The organism is Shewanella sp. ULN5 (assembly GCF_030731885.1).
Taxonomy (GTDB): Bacteria; Pseudomonadota; Gammaproteobacteria; order Enterobacterales; family Shewanellaceae; genus Shewanella; species Shewanella holmiensis.
On sequence record NZ_JAPJEE010000015.1, the window covers coordinates 25,162 to 47,021 of the forward strand.

The 21,860-nt window shown below is 40.9% G+C and carries 18 protein-coding genes and 1 pseudogene; 16 read left to right on the forward strand and 3 right to left on the reverse strand.

Going from position 1 to position 21,860, the window contains the following annotated elements; all coding sequences use genetic code 11:
- Positions 1-33: 33 nt before the first annotated feature.
- From ORI98_RS13965 to ORI98_RS14015, 11 genes are all read left to right on the forward strand, one after another.
- The gene (locus ORI98_RS13965; RefSeq protein WP_261297182.1) at positions 34-945 is read left to right on the forward strand and encodes a LysR family transcriptional regulator; all 912 of its coding nucleotides are present in this window, start codon (positions 34-36) and stop codon (positions 943-945) included.
- Positions 946-1,027: 82 nt separating this feature from the next.
- Positions 1,028-2,194: a hypothetical protein gene (locus tag ORI98_RS13970; RefSeq protein ID WP_371931166.1), complete on the forward strand. Its 1,167-nt coding sequence runs from the start codon at positions 1,028-1,030 to the stop codon at positions 2,192-2,194.
- Between the two features lie 51 nt (positions 2,195-2,245).
- Entirely contained in the window at positions 2,246-2,836 is a 591-nt protein-coding gene (locus ORI98_RS13975) for a SprT family zinc-dependent metalloprotease (protein ID WP_306135614.1), read from the forward strand.
- Positions 2,837-3,570: 734 nt separating this feature from the next.
- Positions 3,571-4,290: an endonuclease gene (locus ORI98_RS13980; protein WP_261297237.1), complete on the forward strand. Its 720-nt coding sequence runs from the start codon at positions 3,571-3,573 to the stop codon at positions 4,288-4,290.
- Between the two features lie 27 nt (positions 4,291-4,317).
- Positions 4,318-5,058 carry a 16S rRNA (uracil(1498)-N(3))-methyltransferase gene (gene rsmE, locus ORI98_RS13985; protein WP_306135615.1) on the forward strand — a complete coding sequence of 247 codons (741 nt, stop codon included), beginning with the start codon at positions 4,318-4,320 and terminating at the stop codon, positions 5,056-5,058.
- 49 nt (positions 5,059-5,107) lie between these two features.
- Positions 5,108-6,058 carry a glutathione synthase gene (gshB, locus tag ORI98_RS13990; RefSeq protein ID WP_306135616.1) on the forward strand — a complete coding sequence of 317 codons (951 nt, stop codon included), beginning with the start codon at positions 5,108-5,110 and terminating at the stop codon, positions 6,056-6,058.
- Between the two features lie 159 nt (positions 6,059-6,217).
- On the forward strand, positions 6,218-7,462 hold the full coding sequence (locus tag ORI98_RS13995) for an alkaline phosphatase (protein ID WP_306135662.1): 1,245 nt from the start codon (positions 6,218-6,220) through the stop codon (positions 7,460-7,462).
- Positions 7,463-7,596: 134 nt separating this feature from the next.
- On the forward strand, positions 7,597-8,631 hold the full coding sequence (locus tag ORI98_RS14000; RefSeq protein ID WP_261297187.1) for a methyltransferase: 1,035 nt from the start codon (positions 7,597-7,599) through the stop codon (positions 8,629-8,631).
- 145 nt (positions 8,632-8,776) lie between these two features.
- Positions 8,777-10,441, forward strand: a complete 1,665-nt coding sequence (locus ORI98_RS14005) for a DUF342 domain-containing protein (protein ID WP_306135617.1) — start codon at positions 8,777-8,779, stop codon at positions 10,439-10,441.
- A gap of 57 nt (positions 10,442-10,498) precedes the next feature.
- The gene (locus tag ORI98_RS14010) at positions 10,499-10,828 is read left to right on the forward strand and encodes a DUF4144 domain-containing protein (RefSeq protein WP_261297189.1); all 330 of its coding nucleotides are present in this window, start codon (positions 10,499-10,501) and stop codon (positions 10,826-10,828) included.
- Between the two features lie 64 nt (positions 10,829-10,892).
- Positions 10,893-12,044, forward strand: a complete 1,152-nt coding sequence (locus ORI98_RS14015; RefSeq protein WP_306135618.1) for a site-2 protease family protein — start codon at positions 10,893-10,895, stop codon at positions 12,042-12,044.
- A gap of 815 nt (positions 12,045-12,859) precedes the next feature.
- On the opposite strand, the pseudogene ORI98_RS14020 reads toward ORI98_RS14015, so the two are convergent.
- From ORI98_RS14020 to ORI98_RS14030, 3 genes and pseudogenes are all read right to left on the reverse strand, one after another.
- Positions 12,860-13,822: pseudogene (locus ORI98_RS14020) on the reverse strand (succinylglutamate desuccinylase/aspartoacylase family protein); the annotation flags it as partial.
- Positions 13,823-14,422: 600 nt separating this feature from the next.
- Complete coding sequence (locus ORI98_RS14025; RefSeq protein ID WP_306135619.1) at positions 14,423-14,917, reverse strand: TniQ family protein; 495 nt, start codon at positions 14,915-14,917, stop codon at positions 14,423-14,425.
- 40 nt (positions 14,918-14,957) lie between these two features.
- Positions 14,958-15,296, reverse strand: coding sequence for a helix-turn-helix domain-containing protein (locus ORI98_RS14030; protein ID WP_371931167.1), 339 nt, complete (start codon positions 15,294-15,296; stop codon positions 14,958-14,960).
- A 74-nt stretch (positions 15,297-15,370) separates the two neighbouring features.
- On the opposite strand from ORI98_RS14030, the gene ORI98_RS14035 reads away from it, so the two are divergent.
- The 5 genes from ORI98_RS14035 to ORI98_RS14055 all read left to right on the forward strand — a co-directional run bounded on the left by ORI98_RS14035 (position 15,371) and on the right by ORI98_RS14055 (position 20,996).
- The gene (locus ORI98_RS14035; RefSeq protein ID WP_306135620.1) at positions 15,371-15,898 is read left to right on the forward strand and encodes a hypothetical protein; all 528 of its coding nucleotides are present in this window, start codon (positions 15,371-15,373) and stop codon (positions 15,896-15,898) included.
- Positions 15,892-17,265 carry a DEAD/DEAH box helicase gene (locus tag ORI98_RS14040; RefSeq protein ID WP_306135621.1) on the forward strand — a complete coding sequence of 458 codons (1,374 nt, stop codon included), beginning with the start codon at positions 15,892-15,894 and terminating at the stop codon, positions 17,263-17,265. Before ORI98_RS14035 ends, ORI98_RS14040 begins: the two co-directional genes overlap by 7 nt.
- 715 nt (positions 17,266-17,980) lie before the next feature.
- Entirely contained in the window at positions 17,981-18,604 is a 624-nt protein-coding gene (locus ORI98_RS14045; protein WP_306135622.1) for a DUF6088 family protein, read from the forward strand.
- A 1-nt stretch (position 18,605) separates the two neighbouring features.
- Entirely contained in the window at positions 18,606-19,637 is a 1,032-nt protein-coding gene (locus ORI98_RS14050) for a nucleotidyl transferase AbiEii/AbiGii toxin family protein (RefSeq protein WP_306135623.1), read from the forward strand.
- A gap of 777 nt (positions 19,638-20,414) precedes the next feature.
- Positions 20,415-20,996, forward strand: coding sequence for a hypothetical protein (locus ORI98_RS14055; RefSeq protein ID WP_306135624.1), 582 nt, complete (start codon positions 20,415-20,417; stop codon positions 20,994-20,996).
- Positions 20,997-21,860 lie beyond the last annotated feature (864 nt).

A 21,860-nucleotide genomic window follows, 5' to 3' on the forward strand; every position in this document is an offset into this window, starting at 1 on the left:
GCTTCGTTCCATTTTTGAGACAGTGAGGGCAAGATGCCGGATTTGAACGGTATGATGCTGTTTACAGCGGTAGTAAGGGCTAACGGATTCTCTCAAGCTGCACGAGACATCGGACAACCTAAATCAACAATTAGCCGAAAAGTTGCACAACTTGAAGAAGAATTAGGGGTCCGTTTATTACAAAGAGACTCTAGAAATATCAGTCTAACGCAAATTGGCGCACTGTTTTTTCAGCATTGTGAAACCATCAGTCAAGAAATTGAAGCCGCAAAAGCGATAATTGAAAACACCCATAGTGACATTGCAGGCTCCCTAAGAATTGCCATTCCGGTGTCTTTTTCTCAAGAAGTCATTGGCCATTTATGCTCAAGTTTTATGCGGCTATACCCTAATATTGAATTGGATATTCAGTTTACCGATAACGACATAGGTTTAGTCGGCGAAGGTTACGATATCGCAATAAAGTATGGCCCATTACAATCGTCTGATTTAGTGGCAAGATTGCTTTTTGAACGTCAACCAATTTTAGTTGCCAGCCCCAATTACATCAAAAAACACGGTGCCCCCGCCACGCCACAAGAGTTAACTAAGCACCAAGGCATTTTATTAGGCACCAGCTTATCGGCGCCGATTTGGTCTATTGGTAAAGGCAATCGTAAAATCATGGCGACATTTCAGCGTAAAGTGAGGGTTAATAGCGCCAAAATGGTAAAACGTTTCGCACTGGATGATTTTGGCATCGCCCTGCTGTCCAACACCAGTTGTAAACAAGAGATTGCATCTGGCAGCCTAGTGCCTATATTACAAGAGTGGCCAATGGATCCGATTAAAGTATACGGGGTGTATTCTAGCCGCAGACAACTCGCATCAAATATCAGTGCCTTTTTAGACTTTATCTCTAAACGATACAGCAACCAAGAATCACTGACTTCAATCGTTAAGTAAGCCGCTGCCATTTATAGGCCTTTTTATGCTATAACCAAATAACCATTGCCTGATATGTGCCGCCAGAACAAGGACCGACAAGATGATATCCAAGCACTTACTGAGCTTAACAACCTTATTACTTATAACCACTAGCGCGATGACTCAGGCCAATACCCTATCAAAAGATGTGGAAGAGTTACGTGTGCCACTGGCCAGTAAAGCCATGCCGCAAGTGGTGGAACGTTACCAAGGCATCTCTGAAAGCTTAAGTAACAAACTCCTGAGCGAAACTAACGAGTTAACCATGACTCAAATGGTTGCTAATGAAGGTCAGCGTTTATGGCAGCAAGCCGTTCGAGATGTGCAATCAGGTAATACCGATGATCGCACCTTGTACTGGAGTCGTCTTATCATGCGCGCCAGCCTAAAAACTCAACCCGCGGGTTTTAACATGGCAAGTTGGCAGCGTGAAATACTGGTCAGTGCAATAGAAACATCGTCGCGCGGCTTTAGTGATATCGATTTCAAACCCGACAGCCGCATCAAAATTTTGCTAACAGGATTTGACCCGTTCTTTCTAGACAAAGACATTGGCCAAAGTAACCCCTCAGGGGTAACGGCTTTAGCCTTGGATGGTTACACATTTAACGTTAATGGTAAAAAAGCCCAAATTGAAACAGTGATGATCCCGGTGCGTTTTGCCGATTTTGATAACGGTATGATTGAATCGTTATTAACCCCGATTTATCGTGACAACAGTGTGGATATGATTTTTACCGTCAGTATGGGACGTGAACAATTTGATATTGAACGTTTCCCCTCTCGAAATCGCACCGCCGCCGCCCCAGATAACCTAAATGTGTTAACCGGTGCATCAACAACCAAGCCTATTGCCCCATTACTGAATAACAAAAGCTTAAATGGTCCTGAATTTGTGGAGTTTTCTCTTCCCGTTGCCGCCATGCAACAGGTCAAAGGCAAATGGGCCGTTAATGATAACCATCAGGTCAGCACGGTTTCAGGTGGGCAATTTGATGCAAAATCCCTTAATGAGTTACAGAACGTCATCTCTGTAGAGGGATCTGGCGGGGGATATCTTTCAAATGAAATCTCTTACCGAAGCATATTACTTATGCAACAATTTAATCGAAACCTACCCGTCGGACATATTCACACCCCTAAAGTGAAGGGACATGACGCTGAAGTTGAACACCAGATTGTTGAACAAATTAAGGCTATGGTTGCTGCCGCAGCTGCAACTTTGTAATATCAAGCACCTTGTTAATGTATCGATTTTCTCAATAGGTTATTTCTGCAAATGCAGCAGTATTTTAATAAGCATTTACGTCATATTGGTCACGCGCTGGGGTTGGTTAATACCAAACCCAGCACAGCTAAAGCGCGTGTACCAAAACCGCAAATAATCACGCCACTGCAACAAACTATTTTGGATAAAATAGAAGTCGATTACCAACTCGCTGAGCACTACTTTAATAAATCATTCCCTCGCCCAGAAGTGCAATTCACCTTAAGGGGAAAAAGTGCTGGCACCGCACATTTACAGTTAAATAAATTGCGCTTTAATCCTGTATTGTTAGCGGAAAATGTCAGCGCCTTTTTAGATGATGTCGTCCCTCACGAAATCAGCCACCTAGTCTGTTTTCAAGTCTTTGGTCGCGTAAAACCCCACGGTGCAGAATGGCAAAGCATTATGCGTAAGGTTTATCAACGTGTTCCTAAAACCACCCATAAATTAGACACGCTATCGGTTCACGGTAAACAATTTGAGTATTTTTGTGGCTGCGGCAGTGTGCAACTTAGCGTTAGACGACATAACAATGTTGTGCGTGGTAAAACCCAATATCGCTGTAAAACTTGCCAAATTATGCTACAAAGCGATCCTGTTTAACGCATACGCCTATGCTGGCAAAGTAAATAACTGTCACTCATATCTGCATGCTAAAACCGTAACCGTTTTCTATTTGCAAGCAGTTCAAAATGACACTTAGCTAACAAGGTTAACGTTAGCACATTATTGATTGATTATTTATTGCCTTAATGGCAGATTTGATAACTCCTGTTACCAAACAAAGCCATACAAAGGATCTGTATGATAAATAACATCAACAAAACACAAAGCTACCTCGGCATCACTTGGATATTGTCTATATTCAATATTATATTTTTAATTCCTGTCGCTGCAGTCTTAATCGCCTTCACTTTTTCAAGCCATGGTTTTCCACTTGAATTTATGTTTGAAAATTGGGGGCTATCTGCTTATATCTGCATTTCATTTATCAGTTCAATTATTTTTATTTTAAAAAGTAAATCGTTCGAGTCTCACAATTTTAAATCGACATTTATGTATAGTTTACTGCCAAATATCAGCATGACACTTTTTGTACTGTTTATTTTATTCATTTCAAGTAAACCAGTAGTTATGACTATCTCCTCGCATTAACGGCTCAATAAATAGCCTTAAAATCAATATTGAGCAGAATTCATCCCCCATCATTGCATCAGTCGAAAGTATCCCTTACCATCACGCAAAAATGACAGACAAGCTGTGTCTTTTAGCCGCTTGAGTCTGCAGAATTCATCATATTTAAGGTCAGCGCTATTATGCTTTTTCCAACTATCAAAATGCGTTCAATCGTATTTTGCAGCTTGCTATGTGTTTTCATTGCTCCTATTACCGCTCACTCTGCTTCACACCCAACGAGTTTTAATCAGGCTAAAAAAATGATCCGCAAGATCTACCAAAATAATTTGCCTTTGCAGAGCTTTTACTGTGGTTGCGATATCACCATAGCCGGTAAAGTATGGCAGCCAGAACTGGAAAAGTGCGGCTATCAAGTGCGTAAGCAGCAAGTTCGCGCCAACCGTATTGAATGGGAACACGTAGTTCCAGCGTGGGAATTTGGTCATCAACTGCAATGCTGGCAGCAAGGTGGGCGTAAAAATTGTGGTAAAACCAGCCCTGAGTTTAACAAAATGGAATCCGACTTACACAACCTTACTCCAGCCATTGGTGAAGTGAACGGCGATCGCAGTAATTTTCGTTTTAGTCAATGGAATGGCAAAGCCGACCAATACGGTCAATGTGACATGATTGTAGACTTCAAAGGTAGAAAAGTGCAGCCACCAGCAAAAAGTCGTGGCGCGATTGCCAGAACCTACTTTTATATGCAGCAATCATACAAGTTACAAATTTCATCTAGCCAGCGCCAACTTTTCCAAGCATGGGATAAAATGTACCCCGTGGATAAAAATGAATGTAAACGTGATAAGTTAATTGCTAATGCGCAAGGCAATCATAATGATTTTGTCTACAAACAATGTCAGAATCTAGGCTTTAACTAATAACACTCAGCTCGGATAACGCAACCTATGAGAATCCCAAAGATTTACCAAGCGATTGATGCCTTAAATATCGGTCAAATTGTTGCTTTAGATGAAGATGGCGCAGCGCATATTGGCAGAGTGTTACGCATGAATGAAGGCGATCAAATCAGCCTTTTTTGTGGTGATGGTAATGATTATTTAGCTGAAATAACTCAATCCAGTAAGAAAAATGTCTCAGTAAAGGTCTTATCTGCAACGGCGAATTTAACCGAGTCACCATTAGATTTACACCTCGGGCAAGTCATCTCTCGCGGTGATAGAATGGACTTTACCATTCAAAAATCGGTAGAGTTAGGCGTAACCACTATTACCCCGTTATTTTCTGAACGCTGTGGTGTTAAGCTTAGTGGCGAACGTTTAGAGAAAAAGATCCAACAGTGGCAAAAAATTGTTATCAGTGCTTGTGAACAATCGGGCCGCAGTGTTGTGCCACAGGTGCGCCCAGCAATGGATTTAATAGATTGGTGCCAAGAACAAACCCAGGCATTAAAGCTGAATTTACATCCGCGAGCCGCTCACGGTATTAATGGCTTAACCCAATTAGGCCAACACAATAAAGTGCGTTTGCTTATCGGCCCTGAAGGTGGCTTATCGGATCAAGAAATTAGCATGACTGAACAATTTAGTTTTACAGACGTATTGTTAGGCCCAAGAGTGCTTCGCACCGAAACTGCTGCACTCACGGCAATAACGGCATTACAACTCAAATTTGGTGATATCGGTTAATGAGCCCAGCTCACACCCAACAACATAATCACATTTTAAGGATATCTACATGATCAAGCTCGGCATCGTGATGGACCCAATCAGCGACATCAACATCAAAAAAGACTCAAGCTTCGCCATGTTACTTACTGCCCAATCTCGCGGCTACCAGTTGTTCTATATGGAAATGCAAGATTTGGCGATGGTTAACGGTAAAGCAATGGGTAATATGCGCCCGTTAACCGTTTACAATGATGCAGCTAAATGGTTTGAGCTGGGCGAAGCAACAGATACCCCTTTATCTGACCTAGATGTGGTGTTAATGCGTAAAGACCCGCCGTTTGATACTGAATTTATCTATGCAACTTACATGCTTGAGCGTGCCGAAGAGGAAGGCACACTTATTGTCAATAAACCGCAAAGCTTGCGTGATGCCAATGAAAAACTGTTCACTGCGTGGTTTTCAGAGTTCACGCCAGAAACCATCGTTACCCGAGATGCCAAACGCATTCGTGCGTTTCACCAACAAAAGTCTGACATTATCATCAAACCGTTAGACGGCATGGGCGGCAGTTCTATTTTCAGAATTAAGCAAGATGATCCCAATGTGGGCGTGATTATTGAAACCTTAACCAACCACGGCCAACAATACGCTATGGCTCAGGCTTTTATTCCTGAAATCACTTTAGGTGATAAACGCATTTTAGTGGTTGACGGTGAGCCGGTACCATACTCACTGGCACGCATTCCGATGAAAGGAGAAACCCGTGGTAATTTAGCGGCAGGAGGCAGCGGCGTTGCCCAACCCTTATCAGAAAGTGATTGGAAAATTGCCCGAGCACTGGGCCCAGAATTAAAAAAACGCGGCTTAATATTTGTCGGTTTAGATGTGATTGGTGATAAACTCACCGAGATAAATGTAACCAGCCCAACCTGTATACGTGAAATAGAAGCCGCATTCGACGTAGACATTACCGGAATGCTGATGGATGCCATCGAGGCTCGTGTAAACAACGCTTAATAATCAGGAATTTTCATGCTGTTTTTAAACACTTACCGTGGTTTTATTGCTGCATTCATTTTGGCATGTAGCCAATTCGTTGCCATAAATGCTGACGCTAATGACAATGATTTAGCAACACAAAAGCAAGCTTTAGCAAGTACGCCAGCGGCGATTGCAATGGCAAACAATGCGCAAAACATTTCTCAATCTCGTCCTAAAAATATCATTATTATGATAGGCGATGGAATGGGGCCCGCTTACACCTCGGGATACCGTTACTATAAAGATAATCCTGAAACCGAAGAAGTTGAGCAAACAGTATTTGACCGCCTTCTGGTTGGCATGGCCAGCACCTATCCTGCCAGAGTCAGCGGTTATGTAACTGATTCGGCCGCGGCGGCAACAGCGTTATCAACCGGTTTTAAAAGTTACAATGGCGCGATCAGTGTTGATGTAGAAAAACGTCAACTTGCCACCTTACTTGAAAAAGCCAAAGCACTGGGATTATCTACGGGTGTCGCTGTCAGCTCACAAGTTAACCACGCCACACCAGCGGCTTTTTTAACCCACAGTGAAAGCCGTAAAAACTACACGGAAATTGCTGAGCGCTATCTTGATACCGACGCAGATGTCATTTTAGGGGGGGGACAACGTTATTTTTCAGAAGAACTGCTCAACAAGTTCACCGCGAAAGGTTACCAGCACATCACAGAAATGAGCCAACTTGACTCAGTTACCACACCTAAGGTGTTGGGTTTATTCGCAGACGTACAATTACCTTGGGTAATCAATGATAAACAAGCTAATCAGCTCAGTTTACTAACACAAAAGTCACTCGAATTACTGTCTCAAAACCCAAACGGCTTCGTGTTATTGGTTGAAGGCAGCTTAATTGACTGGGCTGGACACAGTAACGATATCGCTACCGCCATGGCTGAAATGGATGGCTTTGCCCACAGTATCGAGGTGGTTGAGCAATTTGTGCGCGAGCAAAAAGACACTTTAATGATAGTCACCGCTGATCATAATACAGGAGGGTTATCTGTGGGTGCTAACGGTGAATATGTGTGGAAGCCGGAAGTATTACATCAGGTAAAAGCCAGCCCAGACATGATTGCCGCGCAAGCGATTGCCGCACAGGAATGGCAGCCGATAGTGACAAATTTATTAGGGTTTGAACCAAAAATTCAAGAATTTGCCACACTGACTAATGCCCGTATGCAAGGTAATGAAGCCATGGCGATTGCCTTACGTAAGCTTATCGACATCTATTCAAATACCGGTTGGACAACAGAAGGTCACACGGGCGATGATGTGCAAGTATTTGCTGCTGGCCCTGGTGCAAAACTATTTTCAGGCCATCAAGACAATACCGATATTGCCAACAAGATTTTTAGCTTACTGCCCTCATCTGCGCAGTAACGCAACATGATTGCTAGCAAAGTAGAATGAATGATTATATGGTCTAAATTTAGCCACATAAGATTACCTTTGAAGCGACCCCTGTCGCTTCAAATTTTTTAACGGCTCCGCTAAAAAACTGATAGTAGGTCAACGTGTTAACAAATCCATCTCAATTAATATTAAGAAACAGCGACGAATTTGCCGGTCTTAACCTGCTTATCATTAATTATGAGTCCGATACGTTAGCGCAGCAGTGCCTCGAAAGCGCCAAACAGGTTACCGCCTTGGCGTTAGACTTTCACCATCACCTGGCCTTAGCACCTTTAGCAAATGACAACCTGCGCTGTTACTTTGGCCACAAATTACCCGACACGCTTGATGGTGAAAAATTTGATGCTGTCATAGTGTATTTCCCTAAAGCCAAGCCCTTAGCAGAATACTTATTTACCCTAGCAGCCACTCATCTTAGTGACGACGGTTTATTACTTGTCGTCGGTGAAAACAAAGGCGGGATTAAATCTGTTAGCAAATTACTGCCCGATTTTTTCAGCCCTGCAACCAAGCTTGATAATGCGCGACACAGTTTACTATATCGGGCCTTTTTAACCCGTTCTGCGCCTACATTAGTGATGCAAGATTGGATCAGCGAATATACTTTAACGACTCCGCAAGGTGATATTACTATTTGTAACTTTGTTGGGGTATTTAGCGAGAAAAAGCTCGACCTTGGCACAGAGTTACTGCTGTCTCACCTTCCAAAATTAAGCGGGCGTGTATTAGATTTTGGCTGTGGCGCAGGCGTAATTACCGTGGCATTACTCAAACAATACCCGGACCTGAACATTGAATGTATCGATATCAATGCAATGGCACTGGCATCATGTCAGTTGACCTTAAACGCCAACAACATGCAGGCTAAAGTGTACCCATCGGACGGGTTTAACCAAATTAGCGATAAGTTTGACGGCATTATTTCTAACCCACCTTTTCATGATGGTTTAGACAGTACCTTTGCTATCGCCAATGCGTTTGTTAGCCAAAGCGCCGCACGTTTAAATCCCAAAGGGGTTTGGCAAATTGTGGCAAATAGACATTTACCCTATGCCGATAACATTGCCAAGGCTTTTGGCTCAGTCATAGTGCCTGCGGAAAACAACAAGTATAAATTGTACTTTCAAAAACTCTGAACCTGAAAGCTAGGTTAAAGGACACACTTTACAGCCCGCTACAGTCATTGATGCTGGATTATCAAGCTGAATTCGGCTAGATTTAGGCTATGTTGATATTTATCAAACCTAATATCTCAAATAAAAACAATAAACAAAGGATGTTATGTTAGAACCTACTCTTGCCGTATTAAGTGCAGACCTATCAAAGGTCGAGCTGAGGCTTACCCCAAATACTCACGGGCCGATTTCAACTGAGGATGTCACTCAGTTACTTAAGCAGCCTGAATTTGCGATGTTATTTCCGATCACCCCAGCTATTGATAAAGCCGTCAACGAAGTTAACGCCCTTTGTGGTCAAAATCCTGGTAAACACGAACTTTTTTTCACTATTGCTGAACGTAAAGATGGCACGATCAATATTAAAGTCAGCGATGACAAAATGCATGCATCAATGACAATCACCTCTGCATGGGGTGGAAAAGACATTGTATTAGCTGATGTGTTGAACACCCTTAAAAACCATAAAATTAAAATGGGCTTAAGTAAGCCTAAAATCATGGCGTTGATGCAAAGGTTAGATATTTTACCGCCTGGCGAAAGCTGTGAAGGTGAAATTGCCACGGGCAAAGCTCCTGTTAATGGCGAACACGCCATATTAACCCGGAAAGTCCCGTTAGCCCGAGAAAGACTATTGCAACCTCAGGAGCGCGAAGATGGCTCTGTCGATATGCGAAACCTCGGCGCGCAGGTTACCGTTAAACCCAATGATGTGTTAATGATTAAAAAGCCAGCTACCGATGGTGTAGCGGGTTATAACGTGCATGGTGATACCTTAAACCAAATCCCCGGCAAAGATCAGTTAATGATCCCCGGTGATGGTACCGCTTTGCATCCTAACGATGCCAATAAACTGATCGCCACTGTATCGGGTCAGCCGGTAGAAAACCGTAAAGGCATGCAAGTTGATGACGTACTACAAATTAAAAATGTCGATGTAAAATACGGTCATGTCGATTTTAAAGGCAGTATTTTAATCACGGGTGATGTGCACGAAGGCATGGAAGTGAAGTCCAGCGGTGATATTACCGTAATGGGCTTTGTCGACTCCGCCACCCTTGAAGCTGAGGGCGACGTTATTGTCAGTAAAGGTGTCATTGGCCGATTAATTAAAGACCATGAGTTAAGCACCAAAATTTCAGCTCAGGGACAAATTTGTGCTCAGTTTGTGCAATATTCTGAGTTAAAAGCCCAGGGTGAAATCCTAGTCACTAAACAATTATTACATAGCCACTCAGAATCTGGCAGCACTATTACCGTCAGTGATGCAACGGGTAAACGGGGTGACTTAGTCGGCGGTAAAGCAACCGCTGCTAAAGGTATTCATGCTATTGCCTTTGGTGCAACGGCGGGAACAAAAACCGAATTATTCTGTGGTATGCAACAACAAGAACTAAAGCAAAGCTTAAAAGCATTAGATGAAAGTGTTAAGCAATTAGTTGTCGCTGGGCTTGATATCGAATCAAGATTAAGAAAACTACCACCCAAGACAGAATGGCAAAATGATGCAGGGATGATTGAGCAAGTGAAAATGATGCTTGATCAAAAAAATCAGATTGCCGCTGAACGTTTGAAAGAAGAAATTGAATTCGAACAAATTAAAAATGAAGTCGAAGATTATTACGATAAATATTTTATTAAAGCAGGCCGAAATATATTCGCCAACGTTGAGGTGCATATTGGTAATGCCCAAAACCGTACTCAACGTGAGCACGGCCCTTGTGTTGTAAAAAACATTAATGCTGAAATCAGTTATGACTACAGCAAGTAAATCAGGAAGCCACTAACGTTATGAACACGTATTATCCTGCTAAGTGTGTTCACAGCCATGGATAATGTCCACTGGCCAGCCATCGTGCAACTGCATTTGCACGATGAGCTCATCTACATAAACACCCCTCAAGCGTGGCAAGACTTTCTTATCACTGATGCGATCCATCTGGTGACCGAAGACCTACTGATTGACAGTAGCGGCCAAAGCTATTCATTTTGTCAGCAAGCAAATCAGCACAGTCTTACCCCCTCTGGTAAGTTAACCGTCAGCCAGTTTATCCCTGTAGTACAACAATTTGCTCAATTACAGGGGCATTGCTGCAGCAGTAAGCTGATGTTTACCAGCTTCGAACAAGGTTTTGCGATAATAGATCAGCTAGATTGATTGAGCTATTGCTAACCCTCTGGCAAAATAGGGCTAATTTTAGTGAGTGAGCTTGAGAGTGTGCATGGAGTTATTAAATATTGAGTGTTTGGGTAAACGGTTACGTTTAGAAGGCTCAATGGCAGGTTGGCAACAGTTATTCTGGGACAATCAACTGGTATCGCAAAAATCAGCCTCACCAGATAACCAAGTATTTAATATTCATCAATTTGAGTTAACCTTACAGCCATCGTCGCCCCCTTCAGATGAGGCTTTATCACAACCGCTCCAAACTGACACCCTAGTTGAAACTCACCTAAAAAAAATTCCCGTCCGTCTTGAAGTCGACGTTAAATGGCAGCCATTTAATCTTCAATATTGTGTATTAATTGATGAAGAACAGGTTAGTCAAGGACAGCGCACCACTAAAGATATTGAACAACAAGTACCTGAAATCCCAACACCCAAAGCCAACAAAATCAGCATAGTGGGCTTAGCCTCATTAGGTTTTAAACTATTAAAAAGCGCTAAGGTGGTGAAAGCCTTGTTAGCGGGTGCCAGCGTGGCAGCTTATTCATGGTTATTCTCTATCGAGTTCGCACTCGCTCTTATTGCCTGTTTGGTATTTCATGAGTATGGCCATATCAAAGCCATGAAGCACTTCGGAATGAAAACCAAAGGCATCTATTTAATTCCATTTATGGGAGGTTTAGCCTTAAGCGATGAGCGTATTAACACCCGCTGGCAAGACGTGGTTATCTCCATCATGGGGCCAACATTTGGTTTGTTTTTATCTATCGCTTGCTTGGTAGCTTACTGGATCACCGGCAACGTTTTCTTTGCCGGCTTAGCCGCCTTTAACGCTTTACTCAACCTGTTTAATCTATTGCCTATTTTACCACTAGACGGCGGTCATATTTTAAAAAGCATCAGCTTTTCAATGAACAGCCTTGCAGGGTTAGTCGCCTGTATCGCAGGCGCTGCCATTGGGGTGTACATCAGTTACAGTTTAGGATTAGCCCTATTAGGCTTTTTATTGCTTATTGGCAGTTTAGAAATCGTTTTCGAATGGCGAGGACGTCATCACAGTCATTTACTGCCGCTTGACCGTTATGGACAGATCTTTTCAACGGTTTGGTATTTGCTTACCGTAGGAAGTTTAGTCGCGATCATTTGGATGGTAGCCGGCACTGGCGATGATATGCTGCGTATGCCACTAGAAATCTTAAAAAGCTAATTGAAGTGAGTTGAGGCTGTATTCAACAACATCAACTCATAAAGTGCATAACCAATCCTGCGCAGGCTTTAATAGAAGCCAACTTTAAAAACACTGGTTTTAATTAGCGTTATTAATGAACTATAACCCGAACAGTATAAAGCTTAATGCGCCTTTCAATATTTGTCGCTATTTTTTAACGGGTAATTTTTGTGACCAATAATTCATGTTAATCAATTACCTGCTGCAGGAATGTTCAGGATGAACTGAATGTCGCGATCACATGGATGTGAAAGAGCGACCTTTAGTCAGATAATACAGCGAGATGCCCCAAGCACGTCCCTGCGGGCTTAACCAAAAGATCCCTGTTTTGGATACTCGCTGGATCATCTGCACCTGAAATTTCATCTCTTCGATTTAGCTCCACTCGTAACGACTATCAAAAGTAAAATATGAAGATAAATCTAGTGAATCTTTGAATGATTCATTTGAATTGAGGACATCGAGAATCTTTACTCCTAGAACCCGTGAGCTAGGCATGAATGTCACGCTAGCATTCGTTGGGCCAAGGACGGCCCATCGGAAGCGATAGAGATTTTTGATAATGGCCTGTGCAGACTGTAAAAACAGCTAAAAGCTGGATCGATCCCCATCGAAAATATGCGCTTTCAGCATTTTTAGTCTGGGCCGGCAGAGTGTTCCAAGAGGGAATTGCTGTTTATTCCCTTTTGGCCTGTACAGGATGGAATCCAGCAATGTTGCTCCTCTCTTTTTATAGAATCAAGTCAAATACCACGACTTGCCTCGGCCGTTTAGGCCGCAAAAGAAAACCAAACTTAAATCTCAAACACATTGGTCATCACTTTATACAACTCTGTCCCTTGATGCACTGACGCCGAGGCGAAGTGCAAAATAGGCACGCAGTCTTTATCTAAACTCAGCGATGTAAACGCCTTGTCTGAACCATATAAATCTAAACGTAATATATTCACCAACGCATTGCCAGCCAATAATGGCTCGCCCACTTTAGCGCAATACTCGACCATGCCAGATTGCGGTGCATGAAATTTTTTATAATCCTTTAAGTAACATGCATAACGCGGCATTTCAGCAGGTTGAACAGTTTCTTGAATAACACCTCGATGGCTTAAATACGCCATAATACCTTTAGCATCGACCAGCGCATCAGCCATATCAATCCTCTCTTGACTAGCAAGTTCAAGAGTAAAAGCTGCCACAGGCACATCGAAATGACGGCCTTGACTGGCCGCATATTCAGTGAGTTGCCACCAGGGACAAAAAGCCGCCTCGTCCATGGCGCCGCCAAAACTGTTAGGTATGATCAAACTGTAAGGTATGGAGAAAAATTTAGCCGAGTCCATGTCGTATTCTGGGCAGTACAAATGTTTACAGGATTTTGGCCCAGTGTGCAGATCTAAAACAATATCAGCACTGTGAGCCAAAGATTGTAAATTCACCGCTAAACGGTGACCTGTGGTGATGCCCCAAGGCTGTTGTAGCTTGGTATGACAAGCCTCTGTTAGCGTCGCTTTAAACGATTTAATCAGCTCGTCATTAGGTAAATCTTGATGCTGTTTATACCAGGCTGCTATGTCGATTTTATGATCTAAATATTCACGATTCCAGTTAACCCCTGTAATGGGGTCAAATCGACCTAAGGTAAACTCACCACTTTTTTGGTTAATACCTAGCGGGTTCGCCAAAGGGGCAAATACGATATCCCCTAATACATGACAGTTTTCTAACAGGGTCATCAGCTGGTAAATCACGGCATTACCTATCAATTAATATGAAAAATAGAAATGAGATACTAATAAATATTAGATAGAATGCGACTTATAAGAATTAAATGTATCCTGTGTAAAAATCACCTTTTTTATAGAGGGATACTAAATTTCAACTCTATTTTCTAAATAGTGAGGACAGTTTTGGATGATAATAAACGTTAATAGGATACTTTTCTAAGTAACTGTACAATCCATGTCACCCAATCACTATTGTAGTGGCTCATCAAAACTGGCTTACAATATAGATTTAAAATAGATATAGGAATGTCAGCTAACGTATCTTTGTTAACATTAAGCTAGTGACCATTAGAGACTTCTTCAGCTAGCCAATTGCGGACATTAAGCCTTTGCTGTGCGTTTATATAATAGTTTGATCAAAAAACTACACGATTTAAGGTCATTTACATGCTAATGTTTGATCTTTTTATTCGATCGGTTTTACAAACACAAACTAAAACTCCCTACCTTTTCTGTTCAAGGGTTTCGTTCAGCTTTTCCCTCAAACGATTTACCCACTTGCTCTTGTATTCATCTTCGCTTAACACTTTACCCTTTTCTTTCAATCTTGGGTGATTACAAGGCACAAAACAGTTAGTTCTTTCTCGAATGAACTGATGCTTGTTTAGGGCATACAATTACCCCAGGAAGCTGAAATAGCCGTCGCCAATATGAATAAGCTAAATGTTCCTGATCTTCAGCTACGCACTCTGGACAATATCGATAATAACGAGGCCACTTAGTACTTGAAGCATTCACCCCAATGCTTGTCATAACATGCGACTTATCATTATAAATCAAGCTATAACGCACATCCTGAATACGCGATGGCTCAACAAACGATTGAAAAAAAGGAAGTATAGAATGTCGTTGAATGACCTCATTATCACTTATTAACCAGATATGGTCGACATGAGATAACAACGCTTGAACATGCCCTTGTAAGAGAGCAGAAGGAATAATATTTCTAGATCCGAAAAGAACGTCTAACGCGACTTTATCATCTCTTAATCCTTGCCTTGAAACAAAGCGCGCTAAAATGCTAACTAGCAACTCATCATCATGTGCTATAGGAAATTGCAAAATCATAACAGACCTCATTAAATGAGATCGGTTTAGAAGATTTTAGTTATTCACAATCACTGCGATTAAGCGATTCTATTAACGACTTTTTCTCTTCATCACTTAACGAAGCGATTAAAATAGCCAACTCTGCACTATGGTCATCTTCACAAAAAAAATAGTTAAGAGGTACTTTTAATTCACCCGCCATTTTTCTAAGCGTTTGAATATCAGGTACATGCCTACCTTTCTCATAGTGGTTCATTCGGCCACTGGCAGAACTTTCATCCATACCGACTCTTACACCAAGTTCTTTTTGTGAAATGCCGAGTTTTTTCCGAGCCTGCTTAAGGCGATCTGGAATTGGGTTGTTATGCACTTTATTTTCATCATAAAAATCTCTCATACTTAGATTGTCTAAGTTTTACTTATTTCTGTATACTTAGCAATCCTAAGTTTTTAATTTTTTAAGATCGGAACATGATTAACGAAACGATTTCTTTGAACCAAAAATTCAGAAAGCTATTAATACAGGTTGAGGGAAGCTCAATAGGCAGGAAACAACTTATTGAATTAGCAGAAAATCTATTTAAATTATCGAAGATCCAAGCGCAGCGCTTGGTTGCAAGAAATATTCATGTCCTAACAACAAAAGATTTAATCATTGCGACAGGCAAAAACAATGCACGGGTTTATCAAATTCTCCCCGAACTTCTCGCAATTTTACAAAAAAATGAGCATGAGAAAACAACTAAAACTCAGGCTAAAAAAAGCGTATCCACTAATGAATTAATAACAGAAGAAACTAAGACAAGTACTGAATTGAAGATGGTACTAGGTGAAATCCAAGCTTATCAAGATTACCTAGAACAATTTCCTCAACAAAACAAAACCATTTTGTCACTGCTTAACAAGACCAGAGATCATGCATCAGACCTATATGGCCGCCTTAATGCTATCAACAAAATAATTAAGGCTACTGAAATAGAAGACAACATGACATGTTAAGAGACTGGCAAAATCGCTGTATCAAACATGCGACTGAAACCTATACCCAACAAACTGGATATCTCATGCTTGCTTGTCCTGGTGCGGGTAAAACTATAACAGCTGCCCATATTGCTAAATCACTCATCGACAATAATAAAGTGGATTATGTCGTCTGCTTTTCACCATCACGTATAGTTTGCCAAAGCATTGAGCAAACGTTTGAACACGTATTACATAGAAAATTTAATGGCCGTTTAGGGGCTTTAGGGATATCGAGAACCTACCACTCTTTAATCAATACAACCGAACTAATTAGTGATTTAAGTAATAGCAGAGTTTTAGTTATTTTTGATGAAATACATCATTGTGCAGGCGACGGTGATTCACCCTCAAATGTTTGGGGAATGCAGTTACTCGTAACAATCCAAAACTTAGCCACTTACACATTGTCGTTAACGGGTACACCTTGGCGTACCGATACTCTCCCAATCCCTTTCGCAAGATATACCGATCCTGAAGGTAATATTTTGTGTGATTTTTCATACGACATTGTTGAAGCCATTAAAGATAATGTATGTCGTATGCCACAAATAACTGCAATTGATCTTCAACATGTTGTGGTAAAGAGAAACCAACAACTTCAAACATATGACAATCTACAAAACCTTCTAGAAGAAGGCGATGTTAGCTATCAAGCCGTAATTAAACATCCAGAGGTAATCAAACATTTGTTGTCTCAAAGTGTTGAGCAACTAAATAGTCTTAGGAACAGCTCACCCAATGCAGGTGGCTTAATCGTTGCGTCGTCATACCTTCATGCTTTGCAAATTCAATCTATTCTATCTGGTCACTTCAACAAAGAATCAACCCTAGTATCGTGCAGGCTAGATGACTCACCAGAATTGATTGAGTATTTCAAAAATAATCAATCGGAATGGATTATCAGCATCGCGATGATAAGTGAAGGAACAGATATACCCAGACTGCAAGTTTGCTGCAATCTCACAGATGTCACTACTGAGCTCTACTTTCGACAGATATTAGGAAGGATACTCCGCGTAACACAAACGCAAAGTCATTTTGCATATATGTTCATGCTAGCAGAGCCAAAATTAGTTGAATATGCAAAGCGATTAGATGAAGCCGTACCTGGAACCTACACCTATCAAAAATCAGCTCATTTACTGGACAGCATAGATAATTCAACACCTAAGGAATTGCCCAAAAAATCTTCATCTTCTAACGATAATAAAACTAGTACAGGACTTGATTTTGATACTCTCGACACCAACACTCATCAACTTGGGAGCAAAAAAAAAGTTAATGAGCTGGTATTGTCTTCGTTTAAATCACAGATTCTTTCGAGTTATCTAAATTATGCTTAATCAATCGTATCGCTTTATTGATTAATTAATGCATATTCTCATGCATCGCGATCACCTAATACCATCCATCGCGATCACTCAATACCATCGATGCCGATCACTTTTCAGTCAAAATAGTATTGAGTGATCGGCTTGAATAGTACAGTTCATTTTTTGTACTTTTTGTCTACCCAGTAGGTGTTTTTAACCGTTATTCTTTTCATTTTTGATGATGAGAATGACCATGCCAACGGCACCTATTTCAATGCGTAAACTTAAAGAAATTTTAAGACTAAAATACTGTGCGTTTATAATATAGTTTGATATTTTTTGGCAATTTTGGTGAGGAAGCCGGTTAAGGACTAACACATTTCTGCCCCAAAGTTACTCAGAGTAAATGCTTTACACAACTCAGTGGACGTATTTTTACCCTACTAAATCTAATTCAACTTTCATCAAGGAAGTTGTTCTTTTATCGATGACAATAAGTCGAAAATTGAACATGGAAACTACAGGTGAAGCTAAATGGGTAATGAGGATTGGATAACCATTTTAATCAAAACGTTCAAGATTATTGACGCATAAGGTAAATTTTTTCAGCGAATTATTAAGGTCCGACTGTTAAAACCTCATACTTTAAGCATGCGTAGTGTCAATAGGTTACTTTTTTAACACTTAATTGGTGTCAATAAGTTACAAAATCAGTATACTGCTATAAGCAATTGAGGAGGTTTTAATGTCAGTATCACAGCAAGTAACCAGCTATATAATGCACCAGCGATATGGTCGTGTATTCACGCTTGATGATTTCATGAAAAGTTCAAACCTTGAATCAAACCGAGCGGCGGTCACTGCACTAAGTCGCTGTGTTGACATGAAGTTAGTCAAACGTTTATCTCGTGGAGTCTATTACAAACCTCAAAAAAGCCGTTTCGGCACTCTGCCTGTAGATACACAAGAACTGATAAAAGCTCTCAGCCGAAAAAAACATGCTGAATTCGTAGTATCAGGTGCAACCGCTGTCAACGCTTTAGGTTTATCAACACAGCTCCCAATGGTTAGGAGTTATATGATGACAGAGCGTGTCAGAGCAGATCTTAAATCCGTCAATATAAAAATCGAATATAGTAAAGCACTTGATCATTTTTCGAAGCACTTAAAAATCAGCGATAAAGCGCAGAAGAAACAAGCTTTTATATTTTGGAGTGCGCTACATTACATAGGCAAGGACAGATTCTCGGATTATGGAAGTCTGTACATTTCACGTTTTAACAAAACCTTAAGCTGTAATGTTAGACAAAAATTTTTGCAGGCTCTTCCGCCATCAATGAATTGGGCCAAAAAGGAAATAGGACATTAAATTGAGCAAATATTTAGCACTACCAGCTTCTGAAAAACGTGAAGCATTATTGGCTGCAGAGGAACAGCATAAGAGTAAACTTCCTGCATACATAATCGAGAAGGATTTTTGGGTTACACAGATTTTAAACATCCTCTACACAAAGATTGCACCTACTTTTGCTGAGAAATGTGATAAGCCATTTCTCTTTAAAGGTGGGACTAGTCTTTCTAAAGGCTACGGCCTAATTAATAGAATGTCTGAGGATATCGACCTATCTTTTTCTTTAAACCTCCTTGGTTGTCAGCCTATCGATTTAGTGAGATTTACCAGTAGAAGAGCCAGACAAGTTGAAGCTATTGCAATCGATACAAAGGCTGAAGAATTAATAAAAAAACAGCTGATTAACCAACTTACTGAACATTTACAAGCACTGGATTCAGAAGTCAAAATTGAAATTGAGTCTGATGCACCACTTAACATCGCCATATACTACCCTAAAGCTCTAAACGAAGATGAATATGGAAGTGCTGCTCAACAAAGAGTTTTGCTCGAAACTGGAGGCCGTTCTGACAATCATCCAGACAAATTCATTAAAATAAACCATATGTTGGGCGAGGCTATACCAGAGCTTTTAGATGAGAGTTTTGATGTTTTAACCTTGTCACCTGAAAGAACAATTTTAGAAAAGATGTTCGCAATACACACGAACCATGTGAAAGAATCCTTGGCTGATAAACATGCTCGACATCTGTATGATATTATCGAAATTGACTCCAGTTACCCAGATTGGTGTACAAATAAAGCCTTGTTCGAGGTTGTAGTTAACTTTTGTGATGTCTACTACAAATGGCACGCTGATTCATGCTCAACAGCCTTGAAGGGACCTTTAATGCTTACCCCTCAGAATTCAGATATGACGGATAAGTATAAAAAGGATTGGGAAAGCATGGCAGATATGTTTCCTAAGGCTGAACTGCCCTATTCATTCGAAGATTTAATAGATAACGTCAAATCGATTGAAGTTAAAGCAAATGGTAGCTTCTACGCTTGATTTACCGTATACGCAAGCTGAACTACTTTTAGCCTCTTCTTATCTAAAATATAGCCACTCGACTAAGTGGCTATTTATCACATCTATATATTGTAGTGGATGAGTGAAACTGACCATTACTTTGGAGATTATTTCGATACTTTACATTAGTAGAAGTTATCCCAAACGTCTCGGTCTTATGTAATTTGTAACAAGGTTTTGTCCATCTTTGAGTCAGCGAGATCTTCGCTGACTCAGTTATGCCCCAAAGTTTGTTTGGAAATATGGCCTGCGGCACTAACGTCGTGGCGCTTCGCCCACACCAGACCAAAGGGGCAAAACGCTTGCGCCCCTTTGGAAACCCTCAGCGCCCCAGACGAAAAATGCTGAAAAGCGCATAATTTTCGATGGGGATCGATCCAGCTTTAAACCTCATCTGTTTCCCGCTTCGTTTATTTTCAAAAAGCCCTAACGCTTCCGATGGGCCGTCCATGGCCCAACGAAAGCTAGCTTGGCATCCCTGCCAAGCTCACGGCCTTTTTTCTATTACCTCAATTCAAATTGAATCTGCAAGTTTTAAATTGTACTTTGTCGGCTTTTAATGTTTTTACTTTTAGCCATATAAAATATTCAAATGATATGAAATTAGTTCGGTTATATCATCCTGACAGAGGTTTTTTTTATGATATCTTTGCGTCTTGATCTTTGGCTGTTTGTTCATAAATTTCGAGGTTGCTTTTTATCTCTCGAAATTCAACAGGCTCGTTAAGTTAAATTACCTAAGATATTGGGGACAATATGCAGTACATAAACGCAGTTATTTCAAAGTTATTGACCCTTTTAATAATCATAACTTCTATTGTTGGGTGTAGTTTGGGGAAAAATTTGGCCCCAAACGAGATAGTACCTAATCAAGTGGTTAACCCTAAAGATAGCATCATACGCGACATAGAAACTCCAGGATATGACCCTACTCCGCGAATACTGGTTTCGACCATACCTCTAAACGGTATTATGATTCGCAATAAAGCGGGCAGTAATATCAGTAGAATCAATTATCAGGCTGAAAATAATCGTTGGATTGCAGAGTATTTTATGGAGAAAAAATGGAAACCAATAAACTATAAGTCGATCATGATTGGGAAGAACAATGATATTCCAGCCTATATTGAAGTTGGCAGCATGAGGGCCGAACCGTGCATTCAACACTACTATATATTGACAAATAATGCCGATGCAATTGACATAGAGGGGTTCAATACCTGTGGCGCTTATGCCGAGCTTCTCACGGAATTTCTTAAGTCTTATTCACTGCCTAAAGGTACTAAGGCTTACGAGGTAAAAACTAATTCATCTTGGCCAAGCGTATTCCCCCGATAGTGTTAAGGAGGGAATGGATAAATTTGCCATTTAACCATGTATTTTGCCAACGAGGCTTCAAAGTAAAACTCTTTCGTCGCTCAAGTTAGTGCTTTGCTCTGGGGGCAGCAAACGGTGCCTTAGCGAGGCGGTAGCCAACAATATTCTTAACACAATAGATGAACACGTCCGATGAAAAATGGAATTATTAATGCCAGGGCTCTTTTTGTCATGGCGTTTGGTGGGGTAAATTTAGGGTAAACTTTTTAAAAAGTAAATTGAAACACAGCCTTTTATAAAACGTTTCTGTCCAAAACCGTGTTGGTGAATCAGACTTGCCTAGTCTGGTTCATGCGTAAAACCCCGCCATTTTTGCGCAGGCTTTGGGCTAACGCGCTTTGGTCCAAACTCGTGTCAGGCCGATCAGTTCTGGCACGTTTATGCCCCAAAGTTGGTTAGCCTTCGAATGAAGGCTTGATTACATTTTTATCTAAGTAGTAGCTACGGGAAAGTGTGTTCTGTATTCTGTGTTGTAGATTCTTAGCTATCAATCGCCTCCGGCGGGGTATGTGCAGACACTGCTGAAGCACGCCTCAAGTACATCCCTGTAGGCTCAACGAAAACATCCCTGTTTTCGACGGCTTCAGCCATATCTGCACTGGATAATTTTCTTCTTCGATTTAGGCTGAAGAGTTAGGTTTCTGGCTTGAAATACCCCAAAATCATCTAGAGTAAACACTCATTCCCACCCTACTAATGTGAGTTTTCCCCAATAAAAGTAATGATTGTCAACTAGTATTTTTACTTCACTGTAAACTTAAAAAACCCAAAGAAACGACAATGCCGATTCTAATTTAATCAATTTAAAATCAGGTGGTTAACTCT